Here is a 23,542-nt window from a genome sequence, read left to right as displayed (position 1 = left end):
AATGAAACTCCTCCACACCGCAGATTGGCATTTAGGACATCGTTTACACGAGCATTCCCAACAAGAAGAACAGCAACTATTTTTAGAATGGTTAACAAAGCAGATCGATGTATTAGATGTCGATGTTCTATTAATTTCTGGAGATGTTTATGATACAGGAGTACCGTCTACCCAGAGTCAAAAGATGTATTATGATTTTTTGATCAACTTACAAAAAACAAATTGTAGTCACGTGGTCATTACGGGAGGAAACCACGATGCACCAGGAACGATCAATGCGCCCAAAGCACTATTACAAGCATTATCAATCCACGTGGTAGGTAAAGCTACAGAAGATATCGCCGATGAGGTATTCGAACTCTCTGTAGGAGAAGAACACGTTATCATTGCAGCCGTTCCGTATCTGCGGGATCAAGATATTCGCCGTGCAGTAGCGGGAGAAAGCTTTGATCAGATTACGGATCGTTATAAAACTGCATTGGTAACGCACTATAGCGAAGCTGCAAATTATTGTAATACACTACAAAAAGAACATACACCCATTATTGCGATGGGACATTTATTTGCCATAGGAGGATCCACATCAGACAGTGAACAGAATATCTATGTAGGTACATTGGGACATATCGGAGCAGAAGATTTTCCAGAGACTTTTGATTATATAGCACTAGGGCATTTACATCGTCCGCAGATCGTTGGTGGATATGATCACATTCGATATTCTGGATCACCCAATATTCTTAGTTTTAGTGAAATCGGATATGATAAAAAGATGATTGTACTAGAAACCCAAAAAGACACCATTAAACAGACCAAAGAAGTAACGATACCAACATTCAGAAAAGTACTTCGGGTGAAAGGAACGATAGAAGAATGTATCACCAAGCTACAGGAAATAGATACGAGTGCCGATACATTGACCACTTGGGTAGAAGTAGTATTAGATACTACTACTGGTATTCATGTCGATAACTCAGAAATTAAGAAAGCTATAGAAGACCTGAATCTAGAAGTGTTAAAAGTAACCGTAAAGAATGAACGTACCATCAAAGGATTGGAGCAATTAATAGACTATTCTCAATCTGTTAAAGAGTTATCACCTGTAGAAGTCTTTAAAAAGAAATGCGAAGAACAAGAAGTAGACCTTGCAGAACATCCGGAGCTTCTGGATGCATTTCAGGAAATTGTACAAATCGTTAGAGAACAATAGCCATAGCTCATGAAGATATTAAAAATTGAGTTGCAAAACATCAACTCTTTACAGTCAGAAACTCCAATCATCATCGATTTTGAAGATCCTATATTTCAGGATGTAGGTTTATACGCCATTACAGGAGCAACTGGTGCTGGAAAAACGACAATTCTGGATGCGATTACCATTGCATTGTATCAACAAGTTCCAAGATTTAATAGATCTAATATCAAAGCAGGACTTATAGATGTTGTCAGCTATGGAACAACAGATGCACTATCCAGAGTTACATTTTCGATTAAAAACGTTCGATATGAAGCGCAATGGAGTATTCGGTTGGTTGCAAAAAATGGAAAACGATTAACCAATCCTGATGAAAATGTTCGTTTAAAAAATCTGGAATCCGAAGAAATACTAGCAGAAAAGAAAACAGAATTCAAAATAGCTATAGAGAAAATCACCCAACTCACTTACAAACAGTTTTTGAGATCTGTGATGTTAGCACAAGGAGAATTCGCAGCCTTTCTTTCTGCGAATGCTTCAGAAAAAGGGAAATTGTTAGAACAAATCACAGGAGAAGAGATCTACAAAAAAATAGGTGAAGCTATTGGTGCAAGAAAAGCAAAGGAAACCAAAGTACTGGATGTTATAAAATCTAAAATTAATACCGAAGATCTATTATCTGATAATCAACGTACCGAACTTCAGAAAGAACAGGAGAATATGGCCGGTGAAGTTGCTGCATTAGTACCAAAAACGCAACAACTAGAAAAAATCCTACAGTGGTATGCAAAGGAAGAGACTTTACAAAAAGAAAAAACACAATTAGAAGCAGATGCAGAAGTATTAGAACAGCACAGAGAAACTCAAAAATCAACTATTGAGTTATTAGCACTACACGAAAAAGCAACACCTTTTAAAGAGCAGATAAAAGTAATTAAGGACGCGGAGCATAGTATTCTAGAAAAAAATGAGAGACTCAAAAAGTTAATAAATGATGAGAAAGCAGACGCAGCGCAACTTGAGATTGCCAAAAAGAAAGCACTGCAGAACAAAGAAATACTAATCCAAAAAGAAAAAGAACAAAGGGAATGGCTTCCAAAATTAGATGCGGTAACTACATTAGACGCCAATATTCTCACGCTTACTCAGCAAAAAAATGGTTTAACTGAAACATTGCAGCAGCGGTCCAGAGGTATAGCAGATCTTAAAGAATCTATAGCAAAAAAGCATACAGAGTCAGAACAGTTAAAAGAAAAGTGCAATGTTCTGGAAAGCTACCTTATCACCAATAAAAGTACGTTGTTATTAGAAAAAGAACTTACGGATTGGAATTCCAAATTAACGCTTCGTAAAAATAAAAGAGAACAATTACATGAGATATCAAAAAGTAAGATCGAAAAAGAAAATGCTTTAGAAAATCTTAAACTCACAGTATCTCAAAAAACAGAAAAGCTAGAAGCCGAAAATATACGTATTGGTCTTTTGATGGAAAAATTAAGGCAAATTGATACGGCTGTCTCTAAAAAAGATCTTACCGCAGCACTTGCTAAACAAGAACAATTAAAAAGTCAGCAAGAAACCTTTATAAATGCTGAGCGAATAGCAAAAATATTTCTGATAGATACTAAAACAAAAAATAACCTAGAAGAGGAAGTAAAGAAATTAACAGATCACAATACATCATTAAAATCAGAATTGGGTATTCTAACGCCTAAAATCTCGCAAGCAAAGCAAGCTGTCGAGGATGCTGAAAAGATTCTACACTTAGAAAGTGCAGTCAAGTCATTCGAAGAAGAACGAAAAAAACTAGTAGAAGAAGACCCTTGTCCATTATGCGGAAGTACAGAGCACCCATATGTAGCTTCGTATCAAACTATTGAATTATCTAAAAGTCAAAAAACAGTAGCAGATAGAAAAGCGGAGCTTTCTCTTTTTCAAGAACAAAACAAACAATTAGAAATCAAAATAGCAGAAACCGAAACATCTCTTGCTGCTACAATAAAAAATCTAGAAGATATAACCGTAAAAATTCATACCCATCACACAGATTTTGGAATACTTCCAACAAACGCAACAATTGATAATTTGGATCTTATCGAAGCTTCTTTGACGGCGATAAACTCAAAATTAAAATCGATAGGAAATGAAATCACACGGGCTCAGGAGTTGCAGAAGCAAAAAGAAGTAACCTCCGTAACACTGATTGCTGAAAAAGAAAAAGTATGGACATTACAGGAAGAAATTGCTATTTTAAAAGAAAAAAACAAGAATAGCACACAAGAACTACAAGATAAAAGAATAGAACAAGAAAAGGTCATAGAAGTCCTGTCAATTACAGAAACCAGTCTTCAGGAAGATTTAGCGTTGTATCAGTTGCAGCTACCCGCCATAGAAAACACGGTCCAGTTTATCAAAAACCTGGAGACTAAAATAAGCACCTATAAAGAAAAAGAAAAACAGTCTGATGCTCATAAAAACGAACTGTCACAATTAGATATTATCCTGCAGAATGAATCAAAACAATTGAAGGATAAAACTAAAGAAAACAATCAGCAACAAGAAGATATAACTAAGTTAACTACTCAATTACAACAAGATACTACACGACGAAAAGTAATATTACCGATAGAAATCACAACAGATCAAAAAAGGAGTGAACTTCAAAATAGCACAGAAAAAGCAAGAACAGAAGAGGAGAAATCAATATCTGTTCAACAAAAACTAGAACAAAAACAGGCTGCCGCACAAAGAGAACATGAAATATTGGGGAAAGATGTTGAAAATCTAAATGCCAGAATTCTTAAGGATACCAAAGCATTAAATACTGCCATAACACTTACCAATTTTGCTTCAAGAAATGCTCTGGAAAATGCTTTACTCAATAATGAAGACGAAACAAAATACCAATCAATCCTCAGAAAATTAGAAGACAACAGTTTAGAACTGAAAACTAGAAAAAAACAATGGGATCTTTCTAGTGCTAAACAAAAAAAAGAAAAAGATTTTGAAACACCTCTGGAAGAAGCTACCAAGGAAAAACAAGAATTAGAACAAACAAAAACTAAACTTCTAAAAGAAACAGGAAGTCTTAAGCAAAAAATAGCACTAGATGATCAAATTAGAGAACGTAATAAAACCGTTATTAATGAAATTACTATTCAAGAAAAAATAGTCCACAAATGGAAAACGTTGTTGGAGCTTATTGGAGGTTCCAAAGATGCTTTTAATACCTATGTACAAAGACTTACACTACAGAACCTTATTCATTTAGCAAATATTCACCTTTATAAGCTTAATAAACGGTATTCATTAAAAATGAAAGAAGAATATAAGCCAGGAGAGGAACTAAACTTTATGCTGGTAGATCATTATCAAGCAGATGAAACCAGATTAGTAGACACTTCGAGCGGTGGGGAGAAATTTTTGATCAGCTTATCATTAGCTCTTGGTTTATCAGATTTGGCAAGTCATAATGTAGCTATCGGATCGTTATTTATTGATGAAGGATTTGGCACATTAGACAATAATACCTTAGAAACGGTAATAGCAACTCTGGAAACATTACAAGCACAAGGAAAAATGATAGGAATTATTTCTCACGTAGAAAACCTTAAAGAACGAATTTCTACTCAAATTCAAGTGATTAAAAAGAATAATGGGGTTAGTCAGGTAGTAGTTATTTAATAGAACTCTTCCATTTTATAAAATCTTTCTAAGTACATGATAAAAATTGAGATATGTTTGTATTGTGTTGATTTTTAGTAATTAGTGATGTGATAGCAATGGATGGAAGTCCATATTTGAAAATACTTTTGGCCATTCTTCCGTGCTTTTCTATTTGAATTGGTTTGATTTTATGAAGGTGTATCCCAACTTTATAACACCAAACAAATGCTATCATTCCTAAGAGTGCTAGCTTTTCTACTCTTTGTATATCTTTCAAATGGTCTTCTCCATATCGAATCCACTGGATTTCATTGCCTTGGAACACATCTCTATCTGCCAACGATCTTTATAATCCAGTAATTCTTTTTCGGGTTTATTAAAGGAGACAATGATCAAAAAAACCAGTCTCCCTTCTCTATTGCCCAATTTACACCCTGAGAGGTAACATAGTTGGCCATTTACATAGGCTATCTTTGGATAATAAATGATTTAATTTATATTGGGAAATGGAAAAGGAAGTGTAAAAAAAGTTAATTCTTATGACTCAATTTGTGCTTGATTCTATTTTCGACTTTGGCATCTTATTTGACAGGTTTTATTGTTATTTCTTTAATTCTATCTCTAAGAAAAAGATGTAAGCAATTTACTGTCACAAGAGAAGTAGGTTTGTCACAAATATCGAGTCTTACAGAAAGGGTATAAAAGTAAAAAGAACTATTTTTTCATCAGAATATCTTATTTCTCCTCTAACAGAAACCAAGTGTATAGGATATATTTATAAGAAAGCTACATATAAACAAATTCCGTTTTTAAAGTGAGATTAGAATAAAAGTCAACATTATTTTTATCTAAAAATATGTTAATGGGGTCAACACCCTTTTTGAGCACAGTTAAACCCCTTGTTTTGGTAAGAATTGTTATTTTTTTAGAATGCAAAAATAGCTCAGAAAACTACTTATTAAAAAAAATAAAAATTTATAGAACACTTGATTATCGCTATAAAAATAGGTTTTTAAAGAAGTTTTTAGAGCCTCTCTTTTCAAACTAATTATTAGCTCTTGTGTAAAACACTCAATCAAAGTAAACATTGTATTTTGCTAAATCTGTGTTAATGGATTATTTACCTTTTTTTTTATAGTTTTTTAGCTCTTGAAGCCAGGAATTTAGAATTCTACATTTGATAGAATCAATAAAACTTGAAAATCATGACAAATAAAAAAGGAGACAAAGACTTCAGGGTTTTTGTCAAATTCGACAAAGAAATGACGGAGCCAATAGAATTAAAAGCACTATTATTTGATAAGAAGAAAAGACTATTGGAGCGTACTTTTGTGAGAAATGAAGAAGCCGTTTTCAAAACAAAAGTAAGGACTAAAGATGATGTTCGTTTGTTAATAGTTCCTAATTCAAGAGGTGCTGAGCGAGAAACGGATTACGATCTGCTACAAACAAAGTATAAGGCTTATAAGCCTATAATTAGATTTACTAATGATCAACAATTTGAGATTTTACCAATTCCTGAACTATTTTTACCATTTTGGTTTACTCGAAAGTGCAGAGTAGCCGGAAATGTTTCTAAATTTTTTGATATTAACGGGTTTGCAGAAAAAAAAGGACTGTGTCATATGAGAGTTCATATTTGTGAAGTAGATAGGATACAGTGGTTAATCCCAAGGATTCCGGATGATATTATTAGTAGGATTCCTGATCTGGTGTTAAACCCTGAGCTACCCATTCCTGTTCCGGTACTACCAGATCCACCAATACCAGATCCTGTTTTTACAAATTTATTGCCCACGATTGCTGATATTGATACAGTATTCTCTGCATCTGATATTCCTAAACCAATCGCAGCAGTTTCTGCTGAGGATATCACATCAAGGCTTCAAAATACACGACAATCTATAGCTGCTAATACTGATGTTTTATCGATTCTTCAGACAAGGAATCCACGGTTAATCAAGAATACTATTTTAGCTAATTTTGAATTGTTTCATTCGATATTCTGTTTTGTTCCGTGGTTATGGCCCTATTTTTACAGGTGTGATGAGTTGGCAGTAGTGTATACCGATGCCAATGGAGATTTTGATACAAATATATTCTACTCAATTTTTGGAGATCATCCTGATCTGTATTTTTGGGTAGAAGCATTTATTGATGATCAATGGACTACTGTCTACAGACCGTCAATCCCTTGTCATACCTATTGGCAATATCCTTGTGGAACAGAAGTTAATATTACAATTTCTGATCCCAGAGTGAGGTGGGAGTGTACAGAAGAACTCTGCGGCGAACTTGTTTGGGTAAAAACAATAGGTCATGGGACAAGCGTATCTCATATACAACAGAATAGTACTACGGGTTTACCGATACAAGGTAAGTTGTTAAACCGACAAGGGCTTACAGATACTCATGAGCCTAAAGGAAATTATAGAAGACCTTTTGGTGCTGGATTGTATTTTATTTTACAGTTTAGCAATGAATTACCAAGTGATAAATATACTTATTATCGCTGGTCATATCGTAAAATAAAAAATGCAGATCTATCAAATGCCTCCGGAACTACAGAAAGATTAGGGAATTTGGTTCAAAAGCAATATTCGTTTACCTATGTCGATATGGATGGGCATTTTCATTTTGACTATGATAAGGTTACATTAGGACCTGTAGATGTAGGGGCGGGGATAGGCTTGTATAAAATTCCTACTGCTTCACCCAAAGATACTCCTTTTAATGTACCACAAAACGATGCACAATGGGATCAGAATACCAGAAGTATTTCTTTTGATTCTGCGTTGGATGGAGATGGGCTTTATGAATTTACTTTGGAACTTTTTGACAGTGCCGGAAATAAAATCAATACGATTCCAAATGAATTATTTCAGGTGCCTGATTACAATACATTTGTTCCTTCTGTAAATGCACCTTCTGTAAATCTGGTCAATAGTGGGATAAATACGTGTAGTGCTTTTAAGATGGTAATGCGTATTGATAATAGTAAGACGACAGCAGAAATTGCCAAAATAAAAGTTGACGGGGTAGAAAAGAATCCAACTTGTTGTGGATTTGTTCCTTACAAAGGCACGTCGGATATTACTGTTACTTTTAAGGCATATCACCCACAAAATTTCGCAGATTTTAATTTTAGAATTCAAAAAGGAACCTGCAATGATGCTGTTCAAACATCAAAAACGAATGCTAAAGGAATGGTTAATGGTAATGCAAATGGATATACTAGAAATATTTTTAGTATGTATACCAAAACATTTACACCAGCAGATTTATTAGGTATTTGTACAAGTGAAGGTAAAGCTGCGTTTGCAGAACACCTCTATGTGAATGCATTAGCAACGAACGGAAATCATGAAATAAATTCTTATGATTCTTCGGCACTAGCAGCTTTTGCATTAGAACCAAAATAACTTTTATAGAAGTATGTTTAAGAAGAAGGAAGCGTATGTTTCCTTCTTTTTCTTATATCAATATATTTATTTATCACCAAAAAGAGATAACAAAACCGGCATTCTATATGGCTATTGCTTAACATACGGAATTGTAAAATAAAATGTTGATCCAGTATCCTTTATACTTTTTAACCAAATTTTACCTTCCAATATTTCTGTAAATGCTTTGGCTATTGATAAGCCGATACCAGCACCTTCTATAGCGTAGTTATTATGAATATCTGCTTGTACAAATCTCTCAAATATTGCTTTTTGACGGTTTTCTGCAATACCGATTCCAGTATCTTTTATAAAAAATTGTAGAAATTCACCTTTTTTCTGATAACCAAAAGAGATAGAGCCCTCGTGTGTGTATTTAATTGCATTTTTTACTAAATTAGTGAGAATAGCATTAAACTTTTCTTTATCAGTTTTTATGATAGCGAGCTCATTTTCCAGGCTATTACAAAACGAAAGTTGTAATTCTTTTCGATCCGCTTCAGGTTTAAAAAAGTGATACAAATATTCTACTTGCTCATTAATATTAACATCAGAAAGAAAAATTTTTACTTGTCCTGATTCTATTTTAGAAATATCTATAATATCCCTAATAATATTGAGCATACGAGCACCGCTTTCTTCAATAAGATCTATATATAATTTTTGTTCGTCACCAGTAAGTACGGGTTCTTTAAGAAGTTCAGCAAACCCCATAATACCATTCATAGGAGTTCTGATTTCATGGCTCATATTCGCGAGAAAAGCAGATTTTAGGCGATCACTTTCTTCTGCTTTATCTTTCATTTTATTTAGTTCTATTTCATACAGTTTAAGTTCAGTTATATCTGTAGTGGTACCCACATAGCCTATTATCTGGTTTTTCTCATTGTACTCTGGGATAGCCTGACCTAATACCCATTTAATTGTGCCATCTGATCTAAGAAATCTATATTTTGCATGGGAGGAATCTCTTTTTCCTGCATCATCATACCATCCTGATTTTAATTTTTCTCTATCTTCCGGGTGCACAGCATCAAGCCAGCCATCGTCTAAAGCTTCTTCATATGATAATCCAGAAATTTCGCACCATTTTTTGTTTACAAAAGTAGTCTTGCCATTAGCTTCTGTCATAAAAACACCAACCGGAGAAATATCAGTCAATGTTTGATACCTGTTTTCGCTTATCTGAATTACTTTTTCTGCCTCTTCCAGTTTTTGTCTATAGGTTAAAGAATGGTATACATCTTTAAAAGTAGCATATTTAGAATCATAAATATCTTGTTGAAAATACCGTAAGTAAATAGTAAACAGTATACTGAAATAGATTGCAGCAACTCCTTTGGATACTATTCCATATAACAGGATATTTTGTAAGTTTTCAGAATTCCAAAAACTGCCTAAACTAAAAATTATAGCATCAAGCCCTAAAATAAGGATCATAGTTAAGCAAATCCTTAAGAATAGATTTGAAATATATTTTGAGATAAATTCAAAAACAAAAATGATTAATATAGAATCTACAAAAAGCATAAATGTTCCGAAGAAAAGGATGTAAACATTGGTGTTAAAAAAATCTATTGAGATATTGAATGTATTATACATATTAGCGCCTTCTATATTAATCCTGAAAAAAACTAATAAAATAGATAAGGCGATGTTGGCTATAACCAAGCCATAGATTAATCTTCTTGTAATGGTTGCGTCTTCTTTGATATAAAACAAGAGAATTGTAAATAAGCTGGCAGAAAATAAAATTGAAGAGCCTGGTGAAATGAGCATATCTTTAGAAATTTCGAAATACACAGTACTAGCCATAAAGACTTGCATAAATTGAAACATTCCTATCGTAGTGTATAAGAGTCCAAAACCAAAAATTTTTCGGAGATGAAATAATACGAGTATCATAAGTGATACAACAAACCCTTGCAGAAGGAAAATTGATAGCTGATAAAAGTTGATTGTATCCATATATTACTTGATCCTTTCTTTTTTTTAATGATATGAAAGAATTCTTTGATAAATTTAAAAAACCAGCAATAAAACCAAGCTGTTACTTATTTCAAGGGGATTGCACTATACTTTTGTATGTTTTAATATACAAAAGTAATTATGTTTGGAGTATAGAAAACTGATTTTTTTGTATTGCATTTGTGCTATTATATATAGTAAACTCACCTTGAGTACTGCTTTGACCTGCAAAATAAGAGTGCAAAATCCAAACTTTTTGGTTGAAAACCATTATACAAGAAGAGTTCAGTGATGGCTTCCTATTGTTGGTGTTAAGATAGCATTGATAGAATGTAAGTATTAGTTTCTATAAAAAGTACAACCATTTATTTTTTAAGGATTTGTATATTTAAATCAGAAATAGTATAATATCGAAATATATTATTGCAAAAGCTATGGAGCAAGCATAGTTTATTCGGGTGATGGATAGTCAGATTTAGATCAAAAACGTAATGAAATTCGTTATAAAATGATTAGTCAAACCTATAATTGTTTTCTTTGGGATTATGAAAAAAGATACTGGTGATTTTTCTATGGGTGAATTTGCTATTGTAGATCAATGTAGTCTGAAAGGACATTTACGTTGTGTATATACTACTGGCAAAGAAGTATATCGAGATGGACGCAATGGCAAAAAAACAAAGCATTGGTGGACAATGTCATATATAGGCAGAGCGTGTGTAAGAAAATGGGGTAAAAAAACAGGTTTTTTTTATGAGGCATTATTTGTTATACCTCATTATATCGGGATCGGTATTGGTAACTTAGCAGGATATTTTGTGTTCTTGATTTTGGGGACAGAGAAAAGGTGATTTTTTTAGGGTAGCACGGTTTTAAACTGTTTAGTTAAAAACTTATTTTCTTTTTTTGGATAAAAAACGATTTCTTTGTCTTTGGAAAAAAGTAAGTCATTGGAAAAAGAAATTACCACTACAAAAAAAATTACAAGAAATAATTTTTTTAAAAATACCTATTGCGTTTTTAAAGGAGTTCCGTTAAGAGAAATTTCTCGAAGAAAACTACATTACAGGAGTGAATCCGGGAGTACTTATTATTATACTACAAATGGAGTGTATAGGCTCTCTAATCACTGGGGAAGAGCTGCCAAATGCAATTGGCGATTAATTTCAGAAATCCCTGTCGAGATTGATGATTTGCGTTTAGGGTATGCGGATTGGACAGATTTTAGAGAAAATCTAAGTGAAGATACAGATGCATATTATATTCATGTAGATTTTGAAACCAAAAAAGTTACTTATAAGCATAAGGATAATCCATTATATGATGATATTGCAATTATAAGACCCGTAGATGCAACGCGTAAATTAATTAAGCAAATCAAAAACCTGTTAGAAGATCATAAATGGGCAAGGTATTACGAGTATGATGATTTAGATGAATTTAGAAAAGAAATCGTACTTGAGTTGATTAATACTAATAAATCACTACAGGAAATACGTAAAGAATTATCAGAATAAGATTTTTTACTTGATACTCGAGATTTAAATACTCTAAGGCTTGCCTAGGAATCGAAATGTTATTTTCCAATAAATGCCTTGTGGGCTTGACTCCGAGTTAGTTTACTACAATTATCGTATTATGGCATGGTAACATAGCTATTGTCATTAGGTACGTTTGGAAATTGTTTATTTCTCCATTGTTTTTTGGCCGCTTCAATTTTATCCTTCGACGAGGATACAAAATTCCAATAGATATATCTTTCTTCTGGAAACGGTATACCGCCAAATAATAGCAGATGAGTATTTGGTTCCAGAACTATAGAACAATTATCTTCGGTTTTAGAAACCAGCATATTTCCTTTAAGGATACTATTGCCACAAGCTGTTATTTCTCCGTCTACAACACAAATTCCTATTTCTCCTCGCAGTTCTCCTTTGATTTGGAGTTCATAGCGTTCTTTGTTTTTTAACTCTACCATAAAAAGATCAGAATGAACAGGAAGCGGAGATTCTTTGCCATATCCTTTTCCAGCAATTAATGTAAAATCGGTGCCTCCTTCCTTCCAATTAGGTAATTCTAATGCATCAAAGTGATAAAATTCTGGTTCAATTTCTTCCAGGTGCTTGGGTAAGGCTACCCATATCTGATATCCGTGTACAATAAATTCGGTGCCACCTCTCATATCATCAGGAGTGCGTTCTGTATGAGTTACGCCTTTTCCTGCAACCATCCAGTTTACAGAACCTGGTGATATTCGTTGATGCGAACCAATACTATCCTTATGCATGATCTCACCTTCCAACATATACGTGAGTGTAGAGAGTCCTATATGCGGATGCTGATCTATATCCATATATTTGCCAGGCTTCATAATTGTAGGCGTCATATGGTCTATAAAAATAAATGGTCCAACCATTCTTTTTTTTCTAAATGGAATTAATCTGCCTACAAGAAAATCTCCAATATCCCTGCTTCGTTCTTCAATTATTAATCCTTGATTAGACATTAAAATAGTAGTTTTTATATTCTTTTTTCAAAATACTCTTTTTATGATTAAATTTTGTTAAATAAATATTAAGTACCGTTTCAAAATATAGAAGCGAGTTACTTTAGATTATTTTATTATCTTTTCCAGGTAAATCTTAAGTAACCTAATTCAACCCATGGAAATATTTTCTTCATATAACCTGATCATAGAAGTCTCATTAGTACTCATCTTATCATTCATTTTTAATGGTATCGCAAAGAAAACAAATATTCCAGCGGTTCTTATGCTCATCATCTTAGGAGTGATTATACAATATGGAATTAAAGCTTTTGGGGCGGGTGCTTTTGATTTTTTCCCCATGCTGGAGATTCTGGGAATCGTCGGTTTGATTATGATCGTTTTGGAGGCAGCACTAGAACTAGAATTAAAACGAGAAAAATTAGTTCCTATATTAAAATCTTTTGCCATTGCACTTATTGGTCTTGTTGTCTCAGCATACGCCGCCGCCATTATATTGAAAGCATTAGTAGACGGTATGACCATGCAATCCGCATTGCTGTATGCAACTCCTTTATCAATTTTGTCTAGCGCAATTATTATACCCAGTGTATCAGGGTTATCAGATGCGAAAAAGGAATTTCATGTATATGAAAGTACTTTTTCTGATATTCTGGGAATTATGATGTTTTATTTTCTAACGGGTAAATTAAATCCGGCAGAAGACTCTGGGATAGTAGGGTTTGCATTAAACTTGATATTAACGATCATTATTTCACTTATTGCCAGTTATGGTATTATATTGATTTTTCAAAAAATAAAAAGCCAGGTAAAACTATTTCTCTTAATTTCAGTATTATTATTACTTTATGGTGTCGGAAAAAAAATGCATTTATCATCGTTGATTATTATATTAATTTTTGGACTGGTGATTGCCAATATGAAATTATTTTTTAAATGGAAATTAGAACGTTTACTAGATTTTGAAAAAGCAAAATCTATATATCACGAGTTACACGTAATTACTGCAGAAACTGCATTTGTAGTAAGAACATTATTTTTTGTGATTTTTGGGATTACCATTACACTGTCTTCATTATTGAATATAAAAGTAGCCCTCATCAGTATACTCATTATCATTTCTATATATATCATTCGATATGGATTACTACGATTGTTTATAGGAAAAGATATTGCTCCTCAATTCTTCATTGCACCCAGAGGCTTAATAACAGTACTCTTATTTTATGCGATTCCTGCAGAAGCTATTATCCCCGGATTTGAGCCTGGAATTCTATTATTTGTGATTATTGGTACCAGTTTGATTATGACTGGAGGAATGATTCGTGATAAAAAGATAAAAAGTGTGATGCCAACCCCAGAGGAAATTGCAGCCGCAGCTGAAGAAGAAGTTAATTTTATTATGAATACAACTACAGATCTAAGTGAGATAGAAAAAGATGTTGATAGCGATCAATGATTCGCCCGGAATATTTTATAAAGATCTTCAGGACTACTATTTTACTATAAATTTTGTTTGATCTATCTATCATATCTGATTGTCTTAATCACAAATCAAAGGCACTACTGACATAAGGTTGTCACATACCCTGTTTACTTTTGATTAAAAGAAAATCAATGTATCACTTAATTAATTTTGTCATGTTAAGTATGTTTTTATGCTGTTCTACAAGTTTTAGTCAAAACCAAAATGAAATGAATGCCAAACCTTATGTAATTGAAGTCGTATTATTTGAAGTTAACCCGGAGTACACGGTAGAAGAAGTAAAAACTGCCTTAACATCATTAAATGATATTGTAAAATTATATGATGGTTTTATAGACCGGATAACTGCTAATAATAAAGAAGGGAAATATATAGACCTAGTATATTGGGATACCATGGAGTCTGCAAAAAAAGCGGCAGAAACTATTATGAAAGACCAAAAATCTGAAACTATTTTTAAAGTTATCAAATCAACATCAGTTGATATGTACCATTTTAATGTTTTCAATCACTTCGAAGAATAATTTATCAAATCGTGTCGTATAGATACTATCAATTTATTAGATTTGGTAGTATCTATCATTTTATTAAATGTAAGTAATGATTCCAGAACATATCATCCATAGAAAAGGACCAAGAAGTTTAAAGGATCTTGACCCGGAAGTAATAGAATATTTGAATAAAGGATCTGTTGAAACAGCGAACTTAATGGAATGGCTGGCTGTTGACCAGCTAAAACTGTTACAGCAAATTCTAAAAGAATTAGGAAAATCAGATTGGTATGATAGTTTTTATGAAGTAGTATCTCAACAGAAAAAACCGACAGCTAATTCTAATACCAAATTGATTGGGAATACTTTTTCACAACTGACTAATGATAAAAAAGTAATTAATCATTTGTCAGATCATACTTCTGATGTAGCAAGATGTTGGGCAGCTCAATATACAGCAGCTCTTGAGATGTCTATTTCAGAAAGATTAGAAATCATTAGGCAATATGCCGCTGATACTCATTTTGGCGTTAGAGAAGTCGCCATATTTGCCAGCAAGGAATTTATAATTGAAGAACTGACAGAGGCAATTCAGATTCTAAATAGCTGGACAACGGATATTGATGAAAATATACGACGTTTTGCCGCAGAAGCCACTCGCCCCATAGGCGTATGGACAAAAAAAATTGATGAATTAAAAGCGCATCCTGAAAAAGGATTGAGTCTTTTGGAACCATTAAAATCTGATACATCAAAATATGTTAGAGACGCAGTAGGGAATTGGCTGAATGATGCAAGTAAAACCAGACCAGATTGGGTATCGGACTTATGCAATACCTGGAAAAAAGAATCACCTGGGAATCATACAGCTTATATTCTTAAAAAAGCATTGCGAACTATTAATAAATAGCAAATATTTCTTTGTCAAGAAAGCGTAGTAAACTATCTCGGGGTAAGCCCAAGAGAAGCTTTTATCGAAAAAAACATTTCGATTTCTAGGCAGGCCTGAGAATATTTAAATCTTTGATTATCGAGTACCATGTTGATTGCATACTACTGCTTATAATTGCCAGGAAGTATTTTCAATTCACCGAGTCAATACTCAGGTGGGGTCATCATAAATTAATAACAGTATCTTCTATTGGACGTCTTACTTTCTTGAAATCAGCAAACACATCATCAGTAGCTCTATATCCTATCGGTAATACCAGGACAGAAGCAAGTCCTAATGTTTCAAGTTTAAGAATCTGATCATATTTTTCGGGTATAAATCCTTCCATAGGACAGGCATCTATCTTTTCTGTAGCGCAAACAGTTAATAAATTACCCATTGCAAGATATGCTTGTTTAGTTGCCCAATTAGAAATTTCATCAGAAGGTTTATTTTTGAATGAATCTACAAGCTGTTCCTTAAAAGGTTTGAGAATTTCTTCAGAGGTGTTTCGTATCGCTTTTACATTTTCAAAATACTGATTTATATACTCTTCACCCACTGTTTTTTCAATACAAAAGATAAGTACATGAGATGCATCAGCAATTTGTTGTTGGTTCCAGGAGTGTGCTGTAAGTTCCTTTTGAATCTCTTTATTTTTTAAAACTATAAGTTTTAAAGGCTGTAATCCATATGATGTAGCTGTGAGATTAAAAGCTTCAATAAGTGTGTTTATTTTTTCCTGCGGAAGAACTCTGGAAGCATCAAACTTTTTTGTTGCATATCTCCATTTAAGGCTCTCTATAATTTCCATTCTAGTTTTTTAAAAATATAACGTAAAGATACTGGTATAAAAATTACCTTTGAAAGGTAATAAGATAAGAAAAAACTATATATACCTATATGAAAACTATAGATAAATTAATTGAAAAATCCGAAACCAGAATTTTTAAAGCCGTTTTTCCTAATACAACAAATCATTATGAAACCTTATTTGGTGGAACAGCTTTGCAGCTGATGGATGAGGCTTCTTTTATTTGTGCAACTCGTTTTAGCAGAAAGAAAGTAGTTACGATTTCTACAGGTAAAATAGATTTTGAAAAACCAATTCCTGAAGGGACTATTATTGAATTAATAGCCAAAGTAATTGAAGTAGGTAGAACTAGTTGTATGGTACAGGTTGACATTTATAAAGAAGATATGTATAGTTATGACAGAGAAATAGCAGTTTCTGGCATGTTTAAATTTGTAGCAATAGATAACGATAAAAAACCAACACCAATAATTGATATAGAAAGCTAATACGTAAAAAAAATGTACACTTAATACAATAGAACATTTTTGATGTAAAGCTATATTGGTTATAGATTTCAAATTGAAAAAGTTTAATTTTTATACCTTACTCATAGGGTATCTATTAATCTCTTAATTGCTTTATTTTTATTCTAAAAGCTGCAAAAAACAAGGTCATAAATGGGCTTAACCAATTAAAAACGGCAAAAAAGAAATAATCAATAACAGGAACGCCAAGAACACCACTTTGATAGGCACCACATGTATTCCAGGGAATTAAAACAGAAGTAACTGTTCCGGAATCTTCTAATGTTCTGCTTAAATTTTCTGGAGCGAGCCCCTTATCCTTAAATGCTTTGGCATACATTCTGCCAGGTACTACAATGGCAAGATATTGATCAGAAGCAGTAACATTTAGAGCGAGACAACTTACTACTGTACTGGCAAACAATCCAAATACGGTATCAAATAATCTTAATAACGCATTACTGATTCTTGCCAAGGCTCCAATAGCATCCATAACACCTCCAAAAACCATGGCACACATAATTAACCAGATAGTTTTTAGCATTCCAGACATACCACCTGCAGTGAATAAGTCATTTAGTTCTTTACTCGTTGTCTCCACAGCCGTATCTACAGTCATAGCTTTCATAACACCTATATATGCAGAATTAAAATTTAAGGTCGTACTACCGGCTATATTCATAACTATTTCTGGTTGCGCAATAATAGCGGCAATAGCTCCCAATAATGTCCCGGCAAGTAATGCAATTAACGGAGGCGTTTTTTTGATGATAAGTCCAATAACAAGAATTGGTACTATAAATAACCAGGGAGAGATATTAAAAGCATTTTTAATGGCTTCAAGTTGTCCATTAATTTCTGGAGTACCATCTGTATCAATCACAAAACCTATAATAATAAAAATAAGTAAGGTAATTATGATGGTAGGTACGGTTGTATACGTCATATACTTTATATGAGAAAATAATTCTCCACCTGCCATGGCCGGAGCCAGATTGGTAGTGTCAGAAAGAGGAGACATTTTATCTCCAAAATATGCTCCAGAGATAACTGCTCCGGCAGTCATACCAGAAGAAATTCCCAGTGTGTCCCCAATACCGATAAGTGCGATGCCTACTGTGGCAGAAGTTGTCCAGGAACTGCCAGTGGCAATAGAAATGATTGCGCAAATTATTACAGAGGCAGCTAGAAAAATAGTAGGATTAAGAATTTGTAACCCATAGTAGATCATCGTTGGTATAATGCCACTGATAAGCCAAGTACCTGCCAATGACCCTACCATTAATAAAATAAGTAAAGCTCCCGTGGTAGATTTTACATTTTTTGCAACTTCTTCCATCATTTGTTTATAAGATACTTTATTAAAAAATCCTACTATAGCCGCTACTGCTGCTCCAAGAAGTAATATAAATTGATTACTACCTTCTAATGCACCATCTCCAAAAGCATGGTATACATTATAAAATAACATTCCAACTAAAGCAATTATAGGAATTAAAGCTTCTATAATATTTAATTCTTTATTCTCAATGATTTCTTCATTTTGAGGGTCTGTAGGGTGAATATTTTGACTTTCCATAAAGTGAATTACAAATTTTGAAGATGTAATGTTACGATATTAATGAAATTTATGCAATGTATTACTGGCGTTTAATTAGATTTATATGATGAAACTTTTTACCAAACCTTGTTAATGTTCGGAGAAGTTAATAGCTACATGTCTTTTGTCGATTTTAATTGTTTTTTGTCGATAATACAGCCTCCGTTTCTTAATATTTTTTTGAGAAATAATAAGACAATCCTATTTTTGATATCAGAAGAGAAGAAGTAAAAGAAAAATTGGAATTTTTAACTTCTCATGAAGTTAAGTTTAACAAATCAATAAGCCTCAGAGATGAGGCTTATTTGGTTTTATAATATGAACTCATCTTAGGCGGAATGGTTTTCAACCGAAAAGCTTGGCTTTTGTGTTATACTGAAGTAGGTTTTTTTCAGTATAGTCATTGCTATGGTTGAAAAAATCAACAAAATTAGCGTGCAAAGTGTAAATTTTGCAGGTCAGCATTACTCAAATATCCGAAGCTTTATATAGTAATATTTTAAGTGTTGTAGGTGATCTTAAAATAAGAATAAGCTAATGCAAACTTAAGATGATAATATCAGATAAAAAAAAGGGATGCTTTCTATTCTATATGAATAGAAAACATCCCTAAATAAAATGTTACGATATTTAGTTAAATTTTATAAAACGGTAAAGTCTTATTATTGTTTAACTATTTTTTGAACAGCTATTACTTTATTCTCTGTATCGATAATTTTAAGGATATAATATCCTGTAGATAAATTTTTGATATCAAGAGTATTTTCTCCTTCTTCAAAAATTACATCTTTTTGTAACTTTCCTATAGAATTAAACACTTTCACGCGACCGATATTTATTTCACTTGAGAAATTAATAGTTTCTACTACTGGATTAGGGAAAATCTTAATTGCATTTTCTTCAATATTATTTTCTCTAGTAGTAGTATATGTAATCACTAATTGAGGTTTACCAGCAGCATTTTCTTTAGAAGCAATAGCAAAATCATTTCCTGAGGTAGCTTCTATAATTAAAGAAAGCTTATCACCTGTAATTGATCCGGTTTTTAACGCTACTGTTTTAGTATTTCCAACAGCAAAGTTACTATTTATACTTCCCAAAGATTGTGCTTTACCTGGTTTGTTATTCTTAGATAAATTCTGTTCTGTCCAGTTATTTTTATTACCTCTATGGACAGTAACATTACCATTTCCTGCATCTCCGGCAATTGTGAATTTAAGTTCAGCTTTCTGAATGTTACCTTTTACAGAAGAAAGGTCAAACATTAAATATCCAGAACGTTTAGCTTGTTCTATTCTAATCATATTGATATTATGTCTGGTATTTCTATCTAAATATGCATCGTGGATAGGAGATAAAGTTACCGTTTTGGACTGAGAACCAGAACCACTGTTTCCAACTTTTTTGGTAATGATCTTGTCTACATTGAATAAAAATCCATTTCCGCCTTTAAATAATAGTCTTAATTTTTTGGTACCAGCTTTTAGAGAGACATTAGCAGAATACTTTTTGTAAGTATGCCATTTACCATTTGCTGTGATGTTAATCGTACCAACAACAGATCCAGCTTCAAGTACTTCAATTTTTCCTCCTGCTCCTGCACTAGAAGCCATTACATCAAGAGAGTAGGTTCCGTCAGACGCTATTTCAACCTGATAATCTACATAATCTCCATTTTTAATAAACCCAAGATTTTTTCCTGATGATCCAGGAGTGTTTTCTGTTTTAACACTTCCATTTTTACTCTGGAAAGCTTCAGCTTCAAAAGTTCCAGGAACTTTAATTTTAGCAGATGTAGGAGGGTTTCCTCCGCCGTCACCATTGCAATCTGTAAGTACTTCTGCAGGTCCTGTTCCAGTTGGCTTATTGTATGCTTTGGATAAAACAAATTTATCCATTTCGAATCCATCTTCTCTCATAGAGAATGAAATTGTATGTACTCCTGCGCTAGGAACATTAAGGAATATCTTTTGTGCTTCACCACAGTGATTAGCTCCAGTACGTTGCTTACTCTCCCAGGTCCACTGATTTTTACCAGCACACCATTGTAATCTTTTTCCAGATTCTGGCCAGGTTCCATTGATTCCTACGTGCACTCCATTATCTTCTGTTCCAGAAGAATACGCTCTCACCCAAACAAAGTATTTACCAGCACTTGAGAATTTTACTTTATAGTTAACTATAGCGTGCTTTCCTGGATCATTACTAAAGTTATCACCATTAAGAGGATCTCCGTGAGTTACTCTGGTATCTGGTAAAATCTCAAGATACCCTCCTTCACTTGAACCATTTTTATGTAAACCATCTGGATCTGGCTTAGGTCCATTAGAATTATTTTGATCAAATGTATACCACTTTCTTTTTCCAGTTTTTGACTGGCTAGTAAAATGTTCAGCTTCTACTGCTGCTACACCATTTCGTTCAACAGCAACACAGCTGTCACCACCGTTACCGCCATCACCACCTCCAGGAGGATTAGGATCAGGATTAGATCCTGTAGTATTGGTTACATATCTGTTCCAAAATTTAGTTATGTTGTTTGCTTTAGCTCCAATTTCAAAGATCCACCAGTTTTCTGCACAGTCAGAATAGTCTACACCTCCAGAAGAAATATGCGAATGTGATGGAAAGTGATTATGGTTTTGGATCACGCGATCAGCTTCTATCCATAATTGTTTTGCTTTGGCATTCGGAGAAGATTTTGCTCGATTGATCCAGCTTTTGTTTTTATTTCTATATTCTGGAGTTCCCCAAGGTCCTCGATCTCCCCAAGAAGCACCATCAGGAGCATTCCCGTCATCAATAGCAAAATATTTTGCTTTGTTTTTTACATAGCGAAGGTCAGAATTAGTTGTTTTGTCTTCGTTCCATTTACTGTGTTGCACTACAATTACATTTGATTTTACAGTCGCAGCATTAACGGTTTTTAATACCTCAGCAATCCAGTCTGCTGTTATATCAGACTGACCAGCCTCTTGTACCCATACCTTACCACCATTCTGTAGGATAGGAATCACTTTATTTTTAATCTTGTTCACTGATGCAGACCAATTAGCATCAGCATCTGTCCAGTTATTACCAAAAGCCATATTAAAGAGTGCATCGGAGTCGATAAATCTACCTCCTTGAGTTCCAATAGCACCTGCAACCGCATAATACTTTACATTTTTTAAATCATCATGAGCTAACATGCTACCTAGAGCTGCTTGCGCATGGATATCGTCAATATCTGGTTTACTATCAAATTGAGCGATTAAAATATCCTTACTTTTGTTAAAGGATGGTCGTTGCTGTGCGTTGGCTTCAGCAAATGTGGTCAGAATGACCATAAGTAATAAAATACGAATTCTAGTTTTCATAATTTGGTTTGTGTTAGAATTTTTTTAAGAAATTATAATCGTCAATGGATAGTGTAAATAGGAGGCAGGAATTTTTAAATTAAGAAACTTTTTTCGATATCATTTTATACAAAATAATATCAAAAAGCATACGAAAATAAAAAGCTGTTTACTAGCCGTGAAATTGTTTTTTACTAAAAAAACCTTCCATAGAAGAAATAAGCTTTCTTATCCTATGTTAACACTAAAGAATTAACGATGATTTAATTAAAATAAAAGTGTTTTTAGGTTCTAATTGAATATTTAGAACCAATCGTTACCATTTCAGTTACTAATGGTTTGATCGTTTTGAGTTTTGTTTTCATTGAGTAGTAGGTTTGTGTTTTTAGTAGTTTATATTACTACAAAATTAGATTTAATTTTGAAACTTTGGGTAGTTTAATTTTCTAAAAAAATACTAATTAGGTTTTTTTTATGATATCAAATTTTTATTGTTAATTTTAGTTAATTTTTGTAAAAAATAACTGGTTGTAATAGAGTGTGTTGTTGGTTTTTTTTTAGAAAGGTTTTGATTTTTATAAAAAAGGTATTAAGATTTTTTTAAGAGATTAAGTTTTAATATGCAGGGATAATTCTCCTTTTAAGATGCTGGTAATTCTAGTTGATAATTATAAAAATGTTCAATAACTAGTATACTATTCAAGATATAAAATTTCCCATTAAAATTTGATCTTTATTGTTGCTATTTCATGATAAAATAAAGGTTATAAAGATGCCTTAATTTTCCTTTATGTCTAAACAAGATTATAGAACTCAGTCAAACGTATTATTTGATAGGATATCAAATAATACGTTTGATAACCCTTAATTTATGAGTATAGGCACGTTTTTCATTATTAAAAATACCTGTATGATCCAAGCGATCAACACGTACTTTACCGTGTGCATGGATAATGTAATTATCTTTCATAATTACGCCCACGTGAGTAATCACTCCTTCTTCATTATCAAAGAAAGCCAGATCGCCGGGTTCACTCTCTTCAATAAAACTTAAAGGATCTCCTTGTGTAGCTTGCAGGGAAGCATCTCTCAATAATTTATGACCATTGAGTTTATAGACCATTTGGGTAAGACCACTACAATCAATACCAAAATTTGTTTTGCCTCCCCATAAGTATGGTGCGTTAAGAAAAAGAAATGCAGTTTCTATCACGTTATCCTTAGGCTGTATGCCATTAATTCGGTTTCCTTCGTACTGATGGTCAAAAAAATCCAGAGCACCTAAGGAAGAACCTAACGGGATTGGCATTAATTGATTGTCTTTAAGACTAACAAAGTCTATCAGGTCTGATGCCAAATCTAATGGTTGTGTGTCAAAACGATTATATTCTTCCTTTGTAAGTTCTGTAAATTGTTTATTATCTATCCAGCCTTCGTATGCGTCAAAGGCCAAACGTACCTGACTCCATTTTTTTCGTTTTTCCAGGATTTTAAAATGTTCTCCATATAAAACTTGTGATACCATCTCACTGGAATCCTTGGGTTCAAAACGTAAAGGGACAATACTCAGATTGCAAATACCGTATTGCATGTAGTGA

Annotated in this window: 16 protein-coding genes; 9 read left to right on the top strand and 7 right to left on the bottom strand. The window is 33.2% G+C overall.

Annotated features, from left to right (window positions below):
- The first annotated feature begins 1 nt into the window (after position 1).
- Both F0000_RS09820 and F0000_RS09815 read left to right on the top strand, forming a co-directional pair.
- The gene (locus F0000_RS09820) at positions 2–1,210 is read left to right on the top strand and encodes an exonuclease SbcCD subunit D C-terminal domain-containing protein (RefSeq protein WP_149624542.1); all 1,209 of its coding nucleotides are present in this window, start codon (positions 2–4) and stop codon (positions 1,208–1,210) included.
- A gap of 9 nt (positions 1,211–1,219) precedes the next feature.
- A complete protein-coding gene (locus F0000_RS09815; RefSeq protein WP_149624541.1) occupies positions 1,220–4,879 on the top strand; it encodes an SbcC/MukB-like Walker B domain-containing protein in 3,660 nt (1,219 codons plus the stop codon).
- 28 nt (positions 4,880–4,907) lie between these two features.
- Here the strand turns inward: F0000_RS09815 and F0000_RS09810 are convergent, their stop codons facing one another.
- Positions 4,908–5,201 (bottom strand): hypothetical protein, encoded by a 294-nt coding sequence (locus F0000_RS09810; protein WP_149624540.1) that lies wholly within the window; start codon positions 5,199–5,201, stop codon positions 4,908–4,910.
- 865 nt (positions 5,202–6,066) lie between these two features.
- Between F0000_RS09810 and F0000_RS09805 the strand changes: the two genes are divergently transcribed.
- On the top strand, positions 6,067–8,283 hold the full coding sequence (locus tag F0000_RS09805) for a hypothetical protein (RefSeq protein ID WP_149624539.1): 2,217 nt from the start codon (positions 6,067–6,069) through the stop codon (positions 8,281–8,283).
- Positions 8,284–8,394: 111 nt separating this feature from the next.
- On the opposite strand, the gene F0000_RS09800 is transcribed toward F0000_RS09805, so the two are convergent.
- A complete protein-coding gene (locus F0000_RS09800; protein WP_149624538.1) occupies positions 8,395–10,272 on the bottom strand; it encodes a histidine kinase dimerization/phospho-acceptor domain-containing protein in 1,878 nt (625 codons plus the stop codon).
- A 545-nt stretch (positions 10,273–10,817) separates the two neighbouring features.
- Here F0000_RS09800 and F0000_RS09795 point away from each other — a divergent pair.
- Both F0000_RS09795 and F0000_RS09790 read left to right on the top strand, forming a co-directional pair.
- Entirely contained in the window at positions 10,818–11,123 is a 306-nt protein-coding gene (locus F0000_RS09795) for a hypothetical protein (RefSeq protein ID WP_149624537.1), read from the top strand.
- 99 nt (positions 11,124–11,222) lie between these two features.
- Positions 11,223–11,789, top strand: coding sequence for a hypothetical protein (locus tag F0000_RS09790; RefSeq protein ID WP_149624536.1), 567 nt, complete (start codon positions 11,223–11,225; stop codon positions 11,787–11,789).
- 119 nt (positions 11,790–11,908) lie between these two features.
- Here F0000_RS09790 and F0000_RS09785 read toward each other — a convergent pair whose 3' ends face one another.
- On the bottom strand, positions 11,909–12,778 hold the full coding sequence (locus tag F0000_RS09785) for a pirin family protein (protein ID WP_149624535.1): 870 nt from the start codon (positions 12,776–12,778) through the stop codon (positions 11,909–11,911).
- A gap of 157 nt (positions 12,779–12,935) precedes the next feature.
- Here F0000_RS09785 and F0000_RS09780 point away from each other — a divergent pair, with 157 nt between their 5' ends.
- The 3 genes from F0000_RS09780 to F0000_RS09770 all read left to right on the top strand — a co-directional run bounded on the left by F0000_RS09780 (position 12,936) and on the right by F0000_RS09770 (position 15,665).
- Entirely contained in the window at positions 12,936–14,237 is a 1,302-nt protein-coding gene (locus tag F0000_RS09780; RefSeq protein WP_149624534.1) for a cation:proton antiporter, read from the top strand.
- 236 nt (positions 14,238–14,473) lie between these two features.
- Complete coding sequence (locus F0000_RS09775) at positions 14,474–14,788, top strand: hypothetical protein (RefSeq protein ID WP_149624533.1); 315 nt, start codon at positions 14,474–14,476, stop codon at positions 14,786–14,788.
- 76 nt (positions 14,789–14,864) lie between these two features.
- Positions 14,865–15,665, top strand: coding sequence for a DNA alkylation repair protein (locus F0000_RS09770; protein WP_188112076.1), 801 nt, complete (start codon positions 14,865–14,867; stop codon positions 15,663–15,665).
- Positions 15,666–15,870: 205 nt separating this feature from the next.
- On the opposite strand, the gene F0000_RS09765 is transcribed toward F0000_RS09770, so the two are convergent.
- Entirely contained in the window at positions 15,871–16,500 is a 630-nt protein-coding gene (locus F0000_RS09765) for an NAD(P)H-dependent oxidoreductase (protein WP_149624532.1), read from the bottom strand.
- An 89-nt stretch (positions 16,501–16,589) separates the two neighbouring features.
- Here F0000_RS09765 and F0000_RS09760 point away from each other — a divergent pair, with 89 nt between their 5' ends.
- Positions 16,590–16,988, top strand: coding sequence for an acyl-CoA thioesterase (locus tag F0000_RS09760; RefSeq protein WP_149624531.1), 399 nt, complete (start codon positions 16,590–16,592; stop codon positions 16,986–16,988).
- A 115-nt stretch (positions 16,989–17,103) separates the two neighbouring features.
- On the opposite strand, the gene nhaC is transcribed toward F0000_RS09760, so the two are convergent.
- The 3 genes from nhaC to F0000_RS09745 form a co-directional block, all read right to left on the bottom strand.
- Positions 17,104–18,585, bottom strand: a complete 1,482-nt coding sequence (gene nhaC, locus F0000_RS09755; RefSeq protein ID WP_149624530.1) for a Na+/H+ antiporter NhaC — start codon at positions 18,583–18,585, stop codon at positions 17,104–17,106.
- Between the two features lie 683 nt (positions 18,586–19,268).
- The gene (locus F0000_RS09750) at positions 19,269–21,965 is read right to left on the bottom strand and encodes a carbohydrate-binding protein (protein WP_149624529.1); all 2,697 of its coding nucleotides are present in this window, start codon (positions 21,963–21,965) and stop codon (positions 19,269–19,271) included.
- Between the two features lie 820 nt (positions 21,966–22,785).
- On the bottom strand, positions 22,786–23,535 hold the full coding sequence (locus tag F0000_RS09745) for a C40 family peptidase (RefSeq protein ID WP_149624528.1): 750 nt from the start codon (positions 23,533–23,535) through the stop codon (positions 22,786–22,788).
- Between the last annotated feature and the right edge of the window lie 7 nt (positions 23,536–23,542).

The organism is Aquimarina sp. RZ0, from assembly GCF_008370685.1.
Classification (GTDB): Bacteria; Bacteroidota; Bacteroidia; order Flavobacteriales; family Flavobacteriaceae; genus Aquimarina.
The sequence above is the reverse complement of the archived record's forward strand: the minus strand, read 5'-3'. Positions and strand labels throughout refer to the sequence as shown.

Excerpts from the sequence above, each read along its gene's own strand:
- F0000_RS09750 (WP_149624529.1), bottom strand. The coding sequence starts at position 21,965 with ATGAAAACTAGAATTCGTATTTTATTACTTATGGTCATTCTGACCACA.
- F0000_RS09815 (WP_149624541.1), top strand. The coding sequence starts at position 1,220 with ATGAAGATATTAAAAATTGAGTTGCAAAACATCAACTCTTTACAGTCA.
- F0000_RS09795 (WP_149624537.1), top strand. The coding sequence starts at position 10,818 with ATGAAAAAAGATACTGGTGATTTTTCTATGGGTGAATTTGCTATTGTA.
- F0000_RS09785 (WP_149624535.1), bottom strand. The coding sequence starts at position 12,778 with ATGTCTAATCAAGGATTAATAATTGAAGAACGAAGCAGGGATATTGGA.
- F0000_RS09770 (WP_188112076.1), top strand. The coding sequence starts at position 14,865 with ATGATTCCAGAACATATCATCCATAGAAAAGGACCAAGAAGTTTAAAG.
- F0000_RS09800 (WP_149624538.1), bottom strand. The coding sequence starts at position 10,272 with ATGGATACAATCAACTTTTATCAGCTATCAATTTTCCTTCTGCAAGGG.
- F0000_RS09760 (WP_149624531.1), top strand. The coding sequence starts at position 16,590 with ATGAAAACTATAGATAAATTAATTGAAAAATCCGAAACCAGAATTTTT.
- F0000_RS09745 (WP_149624528.1), bottom strand. The coding sequence starts at position 23,535 with ATGCAATACGGTATTTGCAATCTGAGTATTGTCCCTTTACGTTTTGAA.
- F0000_RS09765 (WP_149624532.1), bottom strand. The coding sequence starts at position 16,500 with ATGGAAATTATAGAGAGCCTTAAATGGAGATATGCAACAAAAAAGTTT.
- nhaC (WP_149624530.1), bottom strand. The coding sequence starts at position 18,585 with ATGGAAAGTCAAAATATTCACCCTACAGACCCTCAAAATGAAGAAATC.
- F0000_RS09780 (WP_149624534.1), top strand. The coding sequence starts at position 12,936 with ATGGAAATATTTTCTTCATATAACCTGATCATAGAAGTCTCATTAGTA.
- F0000_RS09775 (WP_149624533.1), top strand. The coding sequence starts at position 14,474 with ATGAATGCCAAACCTTATGTAATTGAAGTCGTATTATTTGAAGTTAAC.
- F0000_RS09820 (WP_149624542.1), top strand. The coding sequence starts at position 2 with ATGAAACTCCTCCACACCGCAGATTGGCATTTAGGACATCGTTTACAC.
- F0000_RS09805 (WP_149624539.1), top strand. The coding sequence starts at position 6,067 with ATGACAAATAAAAAAGGAGACAAAGACTTCAGGGTTTTTGTCAAATTC.